Below are 16,880 nucleotides of genomic sequence, written 5' to 3' on the forward strand. Positions count from 1 at the left end.
CTTATGATGCTGACTAATCTGGGATGGCTTAGACCATGATTAAGCTACCCATTAACTATCTGGAAATAGAAGAGATATACAACAACAGTATCGGTAAGGGGATGCGATCTGTTGCCATCACGTCTGCTAATTCAGAAGAGGGCTGCAGTACGCTGGCCTACGCATTAAGTCAGCGAAGTGAAGTGGATGGTAAGCGGACGCTATTGGTAGAAGTGAATATGCTGCATCCTGAGTTGGGTGATATCTCTGGCCATATTCACACCGACTGGTTACCTAATTCAAAGTCTGCCGATGGCTGTATTATGCGTACAGATGATGTGAATCTGGATATATTGCCCGCCCCCTGTGATACGGATGTATTACTATTTCGAAATCTGGCAAATATGAGCAAACTCATGCAGCACTGGCTGGATAATTATGATGCGGTTATTTTTGATACCTCGCCAGTGAATGCCAGGAACCGTAATAATATTCCAGCAGAATCCATTTGTGCGATGGTGGATGGCACTATTCTGATGGTTATGGCGGGAGTTACACGTCAGACGCAGTTTAAAGCAGCGCTTGACAGGCTAACTCATAATGATGTGTCGCTGGTTGGTGTGGTTTTTAACGATTACCGTAATCCTCGCCTTGCGGATGAAATCTGCCGGGAAACACACCGGCTGGATAACTGGCTTCCTAATGCCATGAGTAAAATCAGGCGTTATATCAAGAAATCCCCATTTTTTAATATTGATCTATAGCGATGATCAAGTGGGTGGGGTAACGCCAATTTCAATAGGAGGGCCAAGAAATTTAGGGCCGGTGTTCAGGAGATGAACTTCCAGTACGGCCAGCACTCTGGCAAGAATCTCCCTGGTTTTATTGCTGATATCCGAGTTATAACCCTCGCCAGCGTTGTAGGCTATTGCATCGATATCATTATTCAGGGCGATGTAGAGTGCCCGCTTATTGTGTGGGGCCTGTGAAATAATGGTGAAACTGTCTAATTCAAAGACATGATGTGCTCTCAGGATCGAGTCAAGCGTTCTGAAGCCGGCATAGTCCCGGTATATCCGCTCCGAAGGAATGCCTTTTTTAAGAAGGTCTCGCCTGATGGTACTTGGCTCATCGTAAAAGCGTGTGCTGTTATCACCGCTGATCAGAATGTAATCAATTTTACCGGCCGTATAGAGGCGGTAGGCTGCGTCCAGCCGAAGCCGGTAATGGTCATTAAAACCACCAACACGGGAGTATTTACTGGTGCCCAGTAAAACCCCTACCTGATTGTAGGGAAGGGTGCTGATATTTGAGTAAAGAGATTCATTGGTTGTTCTTGCGACCAGGTAGTTACACAGTGCAGTAAACACCAGCAGAGAAGCCGCAGAGAGAGCGGCCAGCCGGGAAATCATCATTAAATGGGGCAGTGGGACACCCATCATCAACCTTCAACGTAAATCCAATTATCCTATGAGTAGACCATATTGCGAGGCTATCATAAAGTCGCTGGATAGTAATTATTGTGCTTTTTATAGGAAATGCTGCTGCCAGCTTGGAAGTCACGTTCATGGTAGAGGATGAGCGGCCATCTCTTTATAGAGAGTCTTCGTACAGAGCCGCTCATGGCCGTTTAATCAGACTTTCGTCCTAATTCATCAATCATCAGCCTGGATATTGTTTTGCTGGGAGCATCGGGTATTCCCAGTTTTTCAGCAATTGCTGGTGGCCTGTAACCCAGTATATGAGCCTTGATCATGACTGCCAGAGGCTTGGGCGTTGAGGCCCGGATGGCAAGGTGTTCTGTCAGCATCAGATTTTGATAGTTCTGATCAGTAACGTAGATAACCGGCTTGCCTCTGTAAATAGCCTGCTGGGCAACGGATGACTTATGCACGATAACGGCTGAAGCTATCGTACTTAACGTTGCTGTTGAGTAAGTGCCATGATGAAGCAGATGGACATTTCCACCGGCCATGGATTCGATGATTCTCTGCTCAAGGCCGCCATCAAACCCGGGGTGGTAAGTCACCAGAAAAAGGACATCCGGAAGCATTCTTGTGGCTTCAATAAAGGTTTGGAAGGCGTTGGGATAACTGTTGCTGTAATCACCGGCAAACAACACCACAGGCTGCTCCGGGTGAATGTTGAGGGTATCACGCAATAACCAGATGTCTGTTTCCTCATAGACCCTGTCCCAGTCTTCCAGAGAGGGCTGTCCGGTCACTTTGACCTTCGCTCCTTTGGACCTGGCAACATCCTGAAAACTAACTGCCGTTGTTTTGCCGGGTACGTGGAATTCATCAATATGACTGAGTTCTTCCAGAAAAGGCTGTACGTAATTGATGGAATCAACAGGCTCAAAATTATCGTAGAAGGCGATGACTTTAGCGCCTCTTCTGTCCCAGATGTTGGCAATCTGGGCCTGTGCCCGGCTCGTCATACCGGTATAGACAATTTTGGCCGAAATCATTTCGGGCAGGTGATACACCAGATTCTGGTTTAATGGCTGGTCACGGTTATCAAAAAGAGCATCATTGTGGGTCAGTTCATCTATCTGGATCAGCGCCGGATTATCCTTGAAGACCTCTGCGGCACGGCCCATGGCCAGTATCCGGTAAGGAATATTGGCGCTTTTTAACCTTTCCTGAATACGAATAAAGGCGTTACTTTCGCCCTGATCGTAGGCAACGAAGAGAATGGCTGTTTTTATATAGCCGGTTTCACTGCTGTGTGAAACGGGCATAAAAAAGAGCCACAGAAAGGAAAAAATAATTGCTGCTGGCAGATTCTTTAGCTTGTAGTTTTTCACTTGATACTACCCCGGTGAACATCCTTAAAACTTTTACTTCCTAAGTTTGAAAGTAGGATTGCCACCGGAGGTTGTAAAACTGATTATTTCCTAATCAGATGAACGCCCATTTCAACGTGATGAGTGTATGGGAACTGGTCAAAAAGGGCGGTTTTTTCGACTTTATGGGTCTGGCAGATAGTTGACAGGTTTTGCTTCAGGGTTTCAGGATTGCAGGAAATGTACAGAATATTGTCGAAATTCTGCACCAGTTTTTCTGTTCCTTCATCAAGACCTGCCCGGGGCGGATCAATCAGGATCGTTGAGAAATGATAACTGTCCAGGTCGATGTCACTCAGACGGCGGAACTCTCGCTCTTTATTTATGGCTTGAGTAAATTCCTCACTGGAAAGACGGGCGATTTCTACATTGTCCACATCGTTCAGTTTGAAGTTTTCCCGGGCAGAATGTACTGAGGTTTTTGCAATTTCGGTGGCCAGTACTTGTTCAAAGTGGCCTGCAAGCACACAGGTAAAGTTACCATTGCCACAGTAGAGCTCTAGCAAGTCGCTGTTGCTGTCTGAGGCAATGTCTTGCGAGGCGCGACTGGCCCAGGAAAGCATATGCTCATTAACACCGGCGTTGGGCTGGGTAAAACTGTTTTCTACCTGGGTGTAACGGAATGACTTCCCATCAACGGTCAGCGTTTCGGTGACATAATCTTTATCCAGCACCCGTTTCTGCTTACGGGCGCGTCCGATAATGCCAATGCCAAACCGTTCCTGCAGTTCGCTGGCCTCCTGCTTCCAGTGATCATCCAGTTGACGGTGATAGAGTAGTGATATCAGTGCTTCTCCGGTCTGGGTAGTGAGAAACTCCACCTGGAAAAGTCGTTTCCGCAAATGGTGACTGGCAGTGATGGCCTCCATGAGTGGCATCATCAGTCTATTGATCGTTTCTGAACCACTGGGAAATGAGGTGACCTCAAAGGGTTGTTTGGTCTGTGGGTCAAACATCCGATAGCAGCTATGATCGCCTTCATGCCAGACATGAAATTCTGCTCGCATCCGATAATGTTCGGGCTGTGAGCGAAAAAGCGCCAGTTCAGGAATATCAAACTCGGCAAATTCGCTGCGAATACGGCTGGCTTTTTCTGCCAGTTGCGCTTCATACCTTTCGGGCTGAACTGTTGGTAGGGACATAGTATTTGCTATCAATAAAAAACGGCCCGTATTATGGGCCGTAATAGTAGGCAGGTGAAGCGTGGGATCTGAAACGCTCATATCCAAAAATGATTACATGACAATCTTGGCCATACACAGTGCGCCTACGACATAGGTGGCAACGGAAACCTGTCGGTAGTGACCGCTCAGCAGTTTAAGAATGATATAGGCGAGCATGCCAACAATAATTCCTTCTGCAATGCTGTAGGTAAGAGGCATGAACAACAGGGTTAGAAACGCCGGGATCGACTCGCTGTAATCATCCAGATCGATGTCCTGAATAGGCGACATCATAAACAGTCCCACCAGAACCAGTGCTGGTGTGGTGGCAGCACCGGGTACCATCAGGAATAAGGGAGACAGGAACAGGGCAACCAGAAATAGACCTGCGACAACCAGAGCGGTCAGACCAGAACGACCGCCTTCAGAGACACCGGTGGCGCTTTCCACAAAAGTGGTCACTGTACTGGTACCCAGGCAGGCACCGGCAGTGGTGGCTACGGCATCGGCAAACAGTGCCTGCTTGCAGTTGGGTACTTCGCCTTTTTCATTCAGCATGTTGGCTTTGGTAGATACGCCCACCAGAGTGCCCACGGTGTCAAACATATCAACAAACAGGAAGGTGAACAGGATGATGGCCATATCGGTGGTGAACACCTGATCCCACTGGAACTGGAATAAAATGGGCGAAATATCCGGAGGTGTCAGACCGTTGCTGAAATCCGGCATGGACGTCACACCCAGAGGGAAGCCAATAATGGTGGTTGCAACGATACCGATCAGCAGTGCACCGCGCACACCTTTCACCAGCAAAACGCCAGTAACCAGAATACCGATCAACGCCAGCAGTGGCTTGGGATCAGTCAGTGAACCCACTGTCACCAGTGTTGCCGGGTTGGCTTCAACAATGCCGGCATTCTGTAGACCAATGAAAGCGATGAATAAGCCAATACCGCAGGAAACGGCTTTTTTCAGGCTCAAAGGTACGCTGTTAACGATCGCCTCACGAATGTTGAAAGCGGTCAGGAGCAGAAAAATAATACCTTCCAGGAAAACAGCCGTCAGTGCCATCTGCCAGGAGTAGCCCATACCCAGAACAACACCGTAAGCGAAGAAGGCGTTGAGTCCCATCCCCGGGGCGAGCGCAAAGGGCAGTTTCGCCCAAAGCGCCATAACCAGTGTACCGATAATGGCGGATATCGCGGTTGCTGTGAAAACAGCCCCGAAGTCCATACCAGCATCTTTAAGGATCAGCGGGTTGACCACAAGAATGTACGCCATGGTCATAAACGTGGTGAAACCGGCAATCATCTCGGTTTTGATATTCGTACCATGGGCTTCCAGGTCGAAATAATTCTCTAATAGATCCCTGCTGGACATAGGTTACCTTTCGTCTTTATATCAGCACTGTGTGTTCATTCGATCTGAAGAGGCGTTCTAATATTTTGCCTGTTCGATCGGCCAGAAAAACGATTAAATATATAGACTTATTAGTTTTATTTGAATAGGTGTTTATGCATTTATCATATTTAAATAGCAAAAAACTTTTCTGGTCAAAAAGTGACCTCCAAGCGTCTCTGGCTATGTAATACGGCGTGTGAGGGGTTTTCCTGTGTGCATTAACAGAGTTATCCACAGAAGTTGTGATTAACTAATGGCTGGGTAATTCGCTAAGTGGCGGGGTGGTTATAAGAGGCTGATGCTTTTAATTAAGCCTTATGGTTGAGCTGATCCAGGATGTTCTGGCGAACCTTTTTCATCTGTGATGCGATTTGGTCGCTGCGATGACCGGTCAGTATCATTCTCTGCTCGAGCTTTTGAAGTGCGTAACATGTTCGGTTGAGCCTGAGGGCAAGCTCCGTACGGAAGTGTCTTTCGGATTGGCTGTTGGTATTATTCATAACCCAAGTATAGATGGGTGTGAAATACGAACACCCTCTCAAAGCTATGCTTCTTTGAGGGTGTTGAAGGGGGGTTTTCAGGCTGCGGCACAAATGTTCTGGCTATTCATGCTTATGGCTCTGGTGTTGAGTTCGGTCAGCAGCATTTCAATTTGTTGGCGCTCATAGGCCTGATTGTCAGATGTCTTCTGAGCCCTGACCCTTCTGTGTCGCTCAATGGCATCGCGGATTCGCCTTTCCTTTGGATCAAACCCGATAATAATCTCAGGCTCAATATTTTCCACAGGCTCGGGCTGTGCTATTGCCTCAACTACAACTTCAACCTCTGCAAGTGCTGGTCTGGCAGGTTTGCTGTTGAGGATTTCAATCGCACTGTTGTCGCCGGACAGGACTGCATTGGCTGCGGCCTGGATAGCTTCAAGCTGAGTGGAAATATCGTCGCTCAGGCAGATGTTGTTCATTTGAACAACCGCATTTACCTGGGAGCCATTTTCCTGTTTGGCGGCAAGCTGTTCTTTCAGGTTGGCAGCTGTATTTTCTGCTGTCACAGCAATAGGGATTTCCAGCTTGATTTCCGCTGGCCTTATACCTGCAGCATGTGTTGCGGCTTTAGGTTTTTCGATGCCGGGCTGCTGGGTCGGTGCAGGCTTTTCGTTAGTCTGATTTTTGGATCCCACAGACGGCTCGTCAAAGTCATCGATATCACTGTCAGACTCTGACAAGATGCCAGGCAGCTTTTTCTCAAGACTGGATTTGCGGGCCCGGGTTTTCTTTTTGGGTTGAATTTTAACCGTGCTGGTTTTGTAACCTTTCAGGTTTCGGGCATTCAGCATTTCAAGCGCTTCCTGCTCCAGTGCGTTGAGTTCATTACGATCGTCAACGTCATCCCACACTTCAACAACAAAGCCGTCCCGGCCGTGTACGCGAATTTCCTGATATAAGGGGTAGTCAAGGTTTTGCTTGGCTGCGGCCACCATTTTTTCCCATTGGTCTACCAGGTCGTTTCGGGTTGACCCGACATAGACTTGGGCGGTGGTTTTGTTGGTGACGGTGAAGATAATCAACGCTTAAGACCTTGCTATGACTAAGACAGGGACGGGATTATACCTGTCAATTTCAGACTGTGCAGGGGGGGAAAGCTCGTATTTTGTAGTTTTTTTTATCGATTTTTGAGTTGATTTTGAAGGCTGTCAGGCTAGGGCGTCGGCAAGTCGAAGCATTGTTGCGCTAATACGATGTATTGGTCGTTTATTAGGTTGTTTTGGCTTCGGTGCGGTGGAAAATGCCATTCAATCAGCATTCAATAAAAAAAGTGGCATTCAATCAAAATCATCAGAATAAAGTTCCATTGCCATGACAATGGCATCTTCCCGGTTGTTACCCATGGGGTAATAGTTGCTTCTTATGCCAATTTCGCTGAACCCTTCATGGAGGTAAAGGTTGAATGCTTTGTGGTTTGATTGGCGTACTTCCAGCAAAATTGTTTCACACCCGGATTGACTCGCTTTGAGCATCATGTGTTGCAGGAGTTGTCTGCCAATGCCCTTCCCCTGATGTTTCTTATCGACAGTCAGGATAAGAATGCTGGCTTCTCCGGCAGCCGCCATCATGACGGAGTGTCCAACAGGTGTGCCGTTAGCTTCTGCCAACTCGCAGAGGTAGCCTGACTTCATGCTGTCAGCGAAATGCGCTTTACGCCAGGGATGTTCTGCTGACCGCTGTTCTACAGCATTGACCTGTTCAAGGTCGGTGTCGTGCATGGTTCGAAAGATAAGGGTTGTTGATGTCATGATTAGTTGCAATGTGTAAAGGTGCTGAGCTTTAGTCAGTAGTTGACCATGGCCTGGTTTCTAATCGGAGGTTATTGATAACAGGGGTGATAGATCCTGCCATGCTTCCCTTTTGAGTGTCGATTGTTTCATAAGCTCATTCAAGCCATAAGTAACAGCAAACCACTGGTTGGTGTGTGTTCCCTGTTGAATGCCGCGGAGTTGTTCAAAGCTTTTTTCCGGGTCAAGCACAAACCTGGCTGCAGATTGTCCCAGTAAAAGAACAAACTTCCTGCGGGATAAGCCATATTGATTGCTTAAATAAGCACCGATAGCATCGGCAGCCGCGTAGTCATCCTGGCTAAGCTGACTTAGCAATCCCCGGTTGTCAGCCATTGGCCAGACAAACTCACGGAAAGGCCCGAAGTTATCAGGGTTTAGTTTCAGTGCTCGCAGGATGTCATTTAATAGTCGTTGATGATAGCGACTGAATTGATTGAGCCCGGAGTGTGGCATCTCTGCAATCACCAGACACTCATCGCTAATCGGTTGGATCACCAGACGGAATTTGCTGATGGAGCCGCTTAGTTGTTTATCGGGTTGGGGGGCTGGCTGCTCTGCGGGTTTGGTTTCCTCCACGGCGGTTGAGGACGACATAAACTGCCCAAGGATGTCAGCTGGCTTTGTTGGTGAGTAGCCTGGTTGAGACGGCTTCTGTGCATTCCGTTGGCTAAGCGCTGCATGGCTTGCTGATATAGAAGTGGTTGGTTCGGCATCGGTAAGTGCCCTGGCATCCTCTTCAATCCAGTCAAAGGGTCTTGGTGGGAGGGCGTTGGTCAGTTGGTATCTGGGAAACCAGGTCTGTATACCCATGGCTTCCAGATAACCTTGTCTCAGTTTTTCCAAGTGGGCACTCTGATTTCTCAGAGCTGGGGTGTCGACAGCCAGCTCATCGGCAGATTGTGAAGGGTGATCAGTGGTTTCGCCCTGCATGCTCGCTCTCGGTGTTTGCTCTTCATAAGAAGAGCAGATAGAAAATTAAAACGCCAATAGTATCACTGAAAGATCCTGTTGGCATTTTAATCAGACCGCAAGTATCAAACAGTTCCGGTTTGCGGGTTAGCCTTGGTTGTAACCGTTTCCAGCAGGTTGAGGGCATGGACATATGCTTTGGCAGAGGCAATAACGATATCTGTGTCAGCGCCAGAGCCGTTGACAATCCGGCCATTCTTCTCAAGGCGAACCGATACTTTACCCTGGGAGTCGGTCCCGGTTGTAATCGCACTGACATTATAAAGTGCCAGTTTGGCCTGAGAGTTTGCCGACTTTTCAATTGCTTTGAAAATCGCATCCACGGGGCCACTACCACCACTGGTTACCTCCTGCTTTTCACCATTGATTTCAATGGTGATGGTGGCTTCCGGAGTCTCTCCAATTTTTGAGCCGGCATTGAGGTCGATCAGTTTATATTTCTCGATCAGCTCGCTGGAACTTCTGACGTCGCTGACCAGAGCCTGTAGGTCATCGTCATAAATTTCCGATTTTTTATCCGCTAAAACCTTGAAGCGCTGGAAGGTATCGTTCAGCTCTTCCTGACTATTGAAGGATATGCCCAGTTCTTCCATTCGGGTTTTGAACGCGTTACGACCAGAAAGTTTGCCGAGCACCAGGCGGTTGGTATTCCAGCCAACATCTTCGGCTCGCATAATCTCATAGGTTTCACGGTGTTTCAGCACACCGTCCTGGTGGATTCCGGATTCGTGGGCAAACGCATTTGCACCAACAATGGCCTTGTTGGGTTGAACGGGGAAGCCGGTAATGGATGAAACCAGTCGTGAGACTGGCACAATCTGTGTGGTATCAATACCGGTGGTAACACCCAGGGTGTCAGCACGGGTCTTGAGTGCCATGACAATTTCCTCGAGAGAGGCGTTGCCAGCTCTCTCGCCCAGGCCATTGATCGTGCATTCGACCTGGCGGGCGCCATTAACGACAGCTGACAGAGAGTTGGCCACTGCCAGGCCGAGGTCATTGTGACAGTGCACAGAGAAAATAGCTTTGTCAGCATTGGGGATGCGTTCCATCAGGGTTTTGATGGTTTCACCAAATTGATGGGGCAATGCATAACCGACAGTGTCAGGGATATTGATGGTTCTGGCACCAGCATCAATAGCAGCCTCAATAATACGGCACAGGAAGTCTATTTCTGATCGCCCTGCATCTTCACAGGAAAACTCCACATCATCAATCTGGTTTCGAGCCCTTTTAACAGCAAAAACAGCCTGCTTGATAACATCTTCCGGATCCATGCACAGCTTATGTTGCATGTGGATTGGGGAGGTGGCGATAAAGGTATGAATTCGACCTCTTTTGGCGGGCTTTAATGCTTCTGCTGCCCGGTCAATGTCTTTTTCCAGTGCGCGGGAAAGGCTGCAGACTACGCTCTCGGTGATGTTGGCGGCAATCGCTTTAACCGCCTCAAAATCACCGGGACTGGCCATGGCAAAACCGGCCTCAATAACATCCACGCGCAGTTTTTCCAGTGTCCTGGCAATGCGTAACTTCTCATCCCGGGTCATTGCTGCACCAGGGCTTTGCTCGCCATCACGCAAGGTGGTATCGAAAATGATGATCTGATTGTTGTTCATGGTATATCCCTTGCCTTTGCTATCCGAAAGGCTGATCGAATTTTTATTGAAGCTGCTGCTGATGTGTTCTGAGCGCACAGCCATGTTATCCAGCAAGGCGACTTATTAGATCGACATACTTGCTGTTGGGCCTTCAGGCCATGTATTGGGGGGGAGTAATTAATATGCCCTAAGGCAGTAGTAGGAGTAGCAGGCGAGCAGGAGCAAAGAAGAGTTTTAACAGGCAGATAAAGCCCGTCGTATCGGAAGTTTTTGTACAGCTCTGTTGTTTTTGCCAGTTCATCACGTTATTCATTGCGCCCTTCTCTTGAGGCTTCTCTTGATGGAGGGTTGTTTTACGTAGGTAGGCCAGGTAGTTGTACTATAAGTGCAGATTTTAATGGATACAAGATGGTTTGCGGATTATGGGCATGTTTAATGCCCGTAACATCACAGAGTCAATAAGTTAGAGGTTTTTCTGTCCACTGCTGCAGCAGGTTTATCCAGGCGGGGTGGTCATTCAGGCAGGGGATCAATTCCAGTGATTCACCGCCGGCTTCAATAAACTCCACTTTGGCGCGAATGCCGATTTCTTCCAGTGTTTCCAGGCAGTCCGAAACAAAAGAGGGGCAAATTACCAATACTTTTTTGGTGCCTTGCTCAGCCAGTTGTTTGATAACATCCAGGGTATTGGGCTCAAGCCATTTGGCTTTTCCAAGTCTGGATTGAAAGCCAACGCTGTATTTATCAATAGGAATGCCAGCCTTCTCTACAAAAGCTTCCGTTGTCTGATAAACCTGATGGCGATAGCAGGTTTTATGAGCGATAGATGTTTTCTGGCAGCAGCTTTTGTCTTTCAGGCAGTGGTTACCGGTAGGGTCATCTTTGATCACGTGTCGTTCAGGTACGCCGTGGTAGCTAAAAATCAGGTGGTCATAATTTTTTTCCAGCCATGGCCTGGCACTTTCTACCAGGGCTTCAATATAACGGTCATGGTCGTAGAAAACAGGGTGGACGCGCAGTGGGATTGTTATCCCCATTTCCTGCATCAGGCTGGTGGTCCGCTCAATCACTGTTTTAACGGATGACATCGCGTAATGAGGATAAAGAGGAAAGAGCAGAATCTCTTCAATCCCGGGTTGTTTTGCCAGCCTTCTTAAGGCTTCTGCCATGTCTGGCTTACCATAGCGCATGGCCAGTTCAACAGGTATTCTGGTCTTATTTCTAAGCTGCCCGGTACACTTCTCACTGTTTACTATCAGGGGGGAGCCTTGCTCAGTCCATATAGCCTGGTAGGCTTTAGCTGATCTGGCTGGGCGAGAAGGGAGAATAAACAGGCTGAGGAGGAGTCTGCGAATGATCCATGGCAGGTCAATCACATGCTTATCCATTAAAAACTCATTGAGATATCGTCGAACATCGTTAACAGATGTGCTGTCCGGTGACCCCAGGTTAACCAGCAAAACGCCTCTGTTTTCCATAGGCTGATGAACTCTCTGTATGATTTGTGCAGAAGTACCGCCAAATCCTTTGCAGTGTTCAGGTTGGGCTGTGTGGGTGGGGTACTTCAGAATTGATAAATTGAAAGCGAGTTTAACAGCTTTTGGGCAGGCTATGGTGGTAATGGTTCCTTTTTCTTGTGGGTAAGTGCTTCTGGCCTTAGCGAAGAAGGCCAGAAGTTAATGGGGTTGCGGTTGCAGTATCAGACCCGCTTGCGTCCAGCATGGTAGAGGATGGCGAAGCCAAAAACTGCAGACAGAATAGAACCCGTCAAGACACCAATTCGGTCTGAAACCAGATAGCTGGTGCTCACGTTTTCAAATGCCAGCGAGCTGATAAACAGGCTCATGGTAAAACCAATTCCGCAAAGAATGGAAAGGCCGTACATCTGTATCCAGTTGGAGTTAGTGGGCAGTTTAGCAAGGCCAGATTTAACCGCCAGCCAGCAGAAGCTGAAGACGCCAATCTGCTTGCCAAGGAACAGTCCGGTCACGATGCCCAGTGGAATAGGCGTCAACAGGCTTCTAACCTGCTCGGCATTAAGTTCCAGGCCCGCATTGGCAAAGGCAAAGATCGGCAAGATAATATAGTTAACAGGGCTGTGAAGGTTATGCTGCAGAGCTTTGAGTGGTGAGCGCCCCTGGCGGTCAACGACTTTCAGTGGAATGGTAAAGGCCAGCAGAACCCCGGCGAGGGTGGCATGAACGCCCGACTTCAATACACAGATCCAGAGTAGTGTGCCTACAACCATATAGGGTCCGATTCTGGTGACACCCCGATAATTGAAGAAGGCCAGAACCGCGAGCAGTACGCTAGCAATGCCCATTGAGGTCAGAGAAAGGTCTTCTGTATAGAAAATGGCGATAATGATAATGGCGCCCAGGTCATCAATAATAGCCAGGGCCAACAGGAAGATCATCAATGATGCGGGTACCCGTTTACCGAGCAGGGCAAGTATGCCCACAGCAAAGGCGATGTCTGTGGCTGCAGGAATCGCCCATCCTTTGATCGCAACAGGGTCTGTGTAGTTGAACGCCACATAAAACAGTGCCGGAACCAGCATCCCGCCAATGGCGCCGATGCCGGGAAGTATGATCTGGGCAGGAGAGCTGAGTTCGCCTTCGAGAACTTCCTGCTTTACTTCAAGACCGATCAGCAGAAAGAAGATGGCCATCAGGCCATCGTTAATCCACAGCAGGAATGGCTTATGAATGTCCAGAGCGCCTATGGTAATACGCATGGGTGTTGATAGCAGAAGGTCATAGTACTCGGCAAAAAAGGTATTTGCAGATAGCATCGCCAATGCGGCGGAGATAAAAAGCAGTATGCCGATGGCATAGTCCTGCTGAAAAAAGCGATGAAATCGTCTGGCAAGCATGTTTTCTCCAAGTCCCCTTAGCTAACCGCCCATAACCCATCAATTACAATAATGTACCCGTAGGAATTGTTATGTCTGATTTTCTGATTGAAAGCATACAGTGACATAACGGGCAAAAAAATGACACTCAGTTTATAGGTACTGCATGCCGCTTGGTATTAAGGGCTATTACTTATGGTGGCCGATCAAATTCAGCCTGTAGTGCATCGCGTTCTTATTGGGTTATGTGCTTTTGTGCAAGAGTGACGCGATCATGTCCTGCCAGATCTGTATCGGTTCGAATTTGGATGAAACCTGCCAGAGAAAGGATGTTTTGGACATCTTTGGCCTGGTCGTAGCCATGCTCCATTAGCAGCCAGCCTCCTGGCTTTAGAACCTGAAGTGATTCTCTGGCAATGGAGCGGATGTCATTCAGCCCATCACTTCCGGAGATAAGTGCTGTCAGAGGCTCATAGCGAACATCTCCCTCCTTGAGATGAGGGTCGTCATCGCGGATGTAAGGAGGGTTGCTGACCATCATATCCATTGAGTTTTCAACCAGCGGGGAGCACCAGGACCCTTCAAGGAAATCAACATTGCTGATGCCGTTGCTGGTGGCATTCTCTCTGGCAACATCGAGCGCTTCAGGGCTTTTTTCGATGGCAGTGACTTCCCAGTCAGGTTGCTCCTTTGCCAAAGCAAGGGCTATGGCGCCAGTTCCTGTGCCGAGGTCAGCAACTCTGATTGGTGACGCGTCGCTCTGGTTTTGTGGAAAGTCCAGGCCAATGGTCAATGCCAATTCAACCAGTAGTTCGGTATCAGGCCTTGGTATCAATGTTGCCTCAGTAACTTTTAACTGCAGGCTCCAGAATTCCCGATAGCCCGTCAGGTAAGCCACTGGAACACCTGCCTGGCGTCGTTCAACCAGAGTCTGAAAGCTGCTCAGCTGCTCTTGGGTTAGCAACGCTTCCGGCCAGGTGTAGAAATAACTGAGTGGTTTGCTGAGAACATGGGCCAGCAGCAGCTCTGCATCCAATCCCGGAGTGGGGCTGGCAGAAAGCATACGGGATGCGTCTGTCAGAGATGAGTCAATTCGGGAGCTGCTCATGTTATTCTCCAGCCAGGTTGGTCAGTTGTTCTGCCTGATGTTCCTGCAGCAGTGGCTCAATAATGGGGTCCAGTTCGCCTTCAACAATTTCCAGAAGTTTATAAAGTGTCAGGTTAATACGATGATCAGAAACCCGGCCCTGAGGGTAGTTGTAGGTTCTGATGCGCTCTGACCGGTCACCGCTGCCCACCAGACTTCTTCGGGTGTCACTGAGTTCCTTCGCGGCGGCAGAATCCTGGGCGTCCTGTAGCTTTGCTGAAAGCCAGGACAGGGCTTTGGCTTTGTTCTTATGCTGGGAGCGTTCATCCTGACACTCCACAACGATACCGGTCGGCAGGTGGGTAATTCTGATGGCAGAATCCGTGGTGTTGACATGCTGACCGCCGGCACCGGAAGAGCGGTAGGTATCAATTTTCAGGTCTTCCCTGCGAATCTCGATGGCCTGTTGCTCATCGGGTTCCGGCATAACGGCCACCGTGCAGGCAGAGGTATGTATCCTTCCCTGTGATTCGGTTTCCGGCACCCTCTGCACCCGGTGTGCACCGGATTCAAATTTCATGCGTCCGTAGACGTCGCTGCCAATGACCCGGGTGATGATTTCCTTATAGCCGCCATGTTCCCCAGCGTTGGTACTGATCACTTCAATGCGCCAGCCGCGTTTCTCTGCATATCTGGAATACATTCTGAACAGGTCACCGGCGAAAATAGCCGCTTCATCACCGCCGGTGCCTGCGCGAATTTCCAGAAAGGTGTTCAGGCCATCCCTTGGGTCTTTGGGAAGTAACAGGACTTCCAGACTTTTTTCCATTTCAGGCAGTTGTTCTTCACAGCTTTTAAGCTCTTCAAGGGCCAGCTCGACCATATCCGGGTCACCTTCGGCCATCATGGCTTCAGCTTCAGCTTTGTCGCTGCGCACCTGGTCGTACTCTTTGAAGGCTGTTACTACGGGTTCGAGCTCAGCATATTCCTGAGACAGTTTGCGGAACTGATTTTGGTTGCCAATAACACCTGGATCACTGAGCAGTGCGGAAATCTCTTCAAAGCGTTCGCTGAGGGTTTCCAGTTTAACGAGGATGGACTCTTTCATGATGTCTGCAAAGGTTTCTATATATAAATGTGGACTCAGAGCGCCATCAGGCGTCCTGAGTTGAATCTGTTTTCTGGCTGATACCCAGACCCAGAAGTTTTTCTGCCCATTCCAGTTTTTCCTGCTGCCCCAGGGCTGCTGCATTCTTTAGCTGCACGCTGGGCTGATGCATCAGTTTGTTGGTGAGAGAGCGGGCAAACTGTTGCAGTACTTCTTCCGGGTTAGCGCCTCTTGCCAGCCATTGCATCGCCTTTTCCAGTTCCTGATCACGTATGGTTTCCGTACTTTGGCGATAGTTGCGTAAAAGGTTCACGGCATTAAGGGAGCGCATGCGTGTCATAAATTCAAAAGTGTCAGCCTCTATCATTCGTTCAGCCTTGCGGGCAGCCTCTTTTCTTTGTTGCAGGTTGTCTTCAATGACATCCTGCAAGTCATCAACGGTATAGAGGAAAACATCCGGCAGCTCACTGACCTCTGGCTCAATGTCCCGTGGAACGGCAATATCCACCATAAACATGGGCTTATGCTTTCTCTGCTTCAACGCCCGCTCAACAGCACCTTTTCCAAGAACGGGTATTGGGCTGGCAGTAGAGCTGATCACGATATCGCTTTCATGCAGTATCTGCGACAAATCAGAGAGCAGTACCGGTCGACCTCCGAAACGATCCGTTAGCAGTCTGGCCCGTTCGAGAGTCCGGTTGGCCACAATGAGTTTGGATACTCCTTGCTGACACAGGTGGCGGGCAGTGAGCTCAATGGTTTCACCAGCACCAATCAGTAAAGCAGTATTTTCACTGAGGTCGGAGAAAATCTGTTTTGCCAGCCGGGTTGCTGCATAAGCAACGGATACAGGCTGCTCATTAATAGCGGTTTCAGTCCGAATCTGTTTGGCCGTGGTGAAGCTGTGCTGAAACAGGCGATTCAGTGCCGGGCCTACAGTGTCTGCTTCCTGGGCGCTGGCATAGGCCGACTTCAATTGGCCCAGAATCTGGGGTTCACCAAGAACCATTGAGTCGAGTCCACAGGCGACACGCATCAGGTGGCGTACAGCCTCCTCGTCGTGAAAACAGTAAGTGTACTCTGTCAGCAGTTGGCTGTTGATTTGATGACTATTGATTTGATGACTATTGATTTGATGATAATGGGTCAGCCAGTCAATCAGTTTGCCGTAGCACAGCTCAATAGCCTCAACTTCAGAATTATGGAGTGCACAATAGATTTCGGTTCGGTTACAGGTAGACAGAATGGCAATTTCTTCAATGCCAGTGTATGCCCTGGCATTTTGAAGTGCATCGGGTAGCTGGTCAGCAGAAAAGGCAACCTGTTCCCTCAAAGAGATTGGTGCTGTCCTGTGATTGATACCGGCGGTAATATACCCCATCAGACCTCTGCTGCTGTCCTGGTTCACTGCTACTATAGATTGGCTTCCGAACCCTCAATCCCAGTCGATAGATTCAGACTCTGGCCAACGTGGGGAGAGAGCATCTTTCAGGAGGTTGCTGGATTGCCTGCTGGATTGATCGGCGTTTCGGCCGATCAAT

The 16,880-nt window shown here is 48.9% G+C and carries 14 protein-coding genes; 1 reads left to right on the plus strand and 13 read right to left on the minus strand.

All coding sequences use genetic code 11. The features are described from left to right. Nucleotides 1-35: 35 nt before the first annotated feature. The gene (locus RM811_RS13170) at nucleotides 36-743 is read left to right on the plus strand and encodes a CpsD/CapB family tyrosine-protein kinase (RefSeq protein WP_402524989.1); all 708 of its coding nucleotides are present in this window, start codon (nucleotides 36-38) and stop codon (nucleotides 741-743) included. Between the two features lie 6 nt (nucleotides 744-749). On the opposite strand, the gene RM811_RS13175 is transcribed toward RM811_RS13170, so the two are convergent. The 13 genes from RM811_RS13175 to hemA form a co-directional block, all read right to left on the minus strand. After that, complete coding sequence (locus RM811_RS13175) at nucleotides 750-1,421, minus strand: vancomycin high temperature exclusion protein (protein WP_402524991.1); 672 nt, start codon at nucleotides 1,419-1,421, stop codon at nucleotides 750-752. A 188-nt stretch (nucleotides 1,422-1,609) separates the two neighbouring features. Then, nucleotides 1,610-2,722: a hypothetical protein gene (locus RM811_RS13180; RefSeq protein WP_402524993.1), complete on the minus strand. Its 1,113-nt coding sequence runs from the start codon at nucleotides 2,720-2,722 to the stop codon at nucleotides 1,610-1,612. A gap of 149 nt (nucleotides 2,723-2,871) precedes the next feature. Next, entirely contained in the window at nucleotides 2,872-3,969 is a 1,098-nt protein-coding gene (trmA, locus tag RM811_RS13185) for a tRNA (uridine(54)-C5)-methyltransferase TrmA (protein ID WP_402524995.1), read from the minus strand. 93 nt (nucleotides 3,970-4,062) lie between these two features. Further along, nucleotides 4,063-5,370 carry an NCS2 family permease gene (locus RM811_RS13190; protein WP_402524998.1) on the minus strand — a complete coding sequence of 436 codons (1,308 nt, stop codon included), beginning with the start codon at nucleotides 5,368-5,370 and terminating at the stop codon, nucleotides 4,063-4,065. Between the two features lie 598 nt (nucleotides 5,371-5,968). Continuing rightward, nucleotides 5,969-6,955 (minus strand): hypothetical protein, encoded by a 987-nt coding sequence (locus RM811_RS13195; protein ID WP_402525000.1) that lies wholly within the window; start codon nucleotides 6,953-6,955, stop codon nucleotides 5,969-5,971. Between the two features lie 255 nt (nucleotides 6,956-7,210). Then, complete coding sequence (gene rimI, locus RM811_RS13200) at nucleotides 7,211-7,681, minus strand: ribosomal protein S18-alanine N-acetyltransferase (RefSeq protein WP_402525002.1); 471 nt, start codon at nucleotides 7,679-7,681, stop codon at nucleotides 7,211-7,213. A gap of 60 nt (nucleotides 7,682-7,741) precedes the next feature. Continuing rightward, nucleotides 7,742-8,653, minus strand: a complete 912-nt coding sequence (locus RM811_RS13205) for a hypothetical protein (RefSeq protein WP_402525005.1) — start codon at nucleotides 8,651-8,653, stop codon at nucleotides 7,742-7,744. A 104-nt stretch (nucleotides 8,654-8,757) separates the two neighbouring features. Next, nucleotides 8,758-10,308: a 2-isopropylmalate synthase gene (locus RM811_RS13210; protein WP_402525083.1), complete on the minus strand. Its 1,551-nt coding sequence runs from the start codon at nucleotides 10,306-10,308 to the stop codon at nucleotides 8,758-8,760. A 437-nt stretch (nucleotides 10,309-10,745) separates the two neighbouring features. After that, on the minus strand, nucleotides 10,746-11,768 hold the full coding sequence (gene hemH / locus RM811_RS13215; RefSeq protein ID WP_402525008.1) for a ferrochelatase: 1,023 nt from the start codon (nucleotides 11,766-11,768) through the stop codon (nucleotides 10,746-10,748). A gap of 221 nt (nucleotides 11,769-11,989) precedes the next feature. Next, nucleotides 11,990-13,165: a Na+/H+ antiporter NhaA gene (nhaA, locus tag RM811_RS13220; RefSeq protein ID WP_402525010.1), complete on the minus strand. Its 1,176-nt coding sequence runs from the start codon at nucleotides 13,163-13,165 to the stop codon at nucleotides 11,990-11,992. A gap of 214 nt (nucleotides 13,166-13,379) precedes the next feature. Next, on the minus strand, nucleotides 13,380-14,252 hold the full coding sequence (gene prmC, locus RM811_RS13225) for a peptide chain release factor N(5)-glutamine methyltransferase (protein WP_402525012.1): 873 nt from the start codon (nucleotides 14,250-14,252) through the stop codon (nucleotides 13,380-13,382). 1 nt (nucleotide 14,253) lies between these two features. Then, nucleotides 14,254-15,339: a peptide chain release factor 1 gene (gene prfA, locus RM811_RS13230; protein ID WP_402525014.1), complete on the minus strand. Its 1,086-nt coding sequence runs from the start codon at nucleotides 15,337-15,339 to the stop codon at nucleotides 14,254-14,256. Between the two features lie 46 nt (nucleotides 15,340-15,385). Next, a complete protein-coding gene (gene hemA / locus RM811_RS13235; protein ID WP_402525016.1) occupies nucleotides 15,386-16,720 on the minus strand; it encodes a glutamyl-tRNA reductase in 1,335 nt (444 codons plus the stop codon). Nucleotides 16,721-16,880 lie beyond the last annotated feature (160 nt).

Origin of the sequence: Endozoicomonas sp., from assembly GCF_031844845.1 — a bacterium.
In the GTDB taxonomy this organism is placed as follows: Bacteria; Pseudomonadota; Gammaproteobacteria; order Pseudomonadales; family Endozoicomonadaceae; genus Endozoicomonas.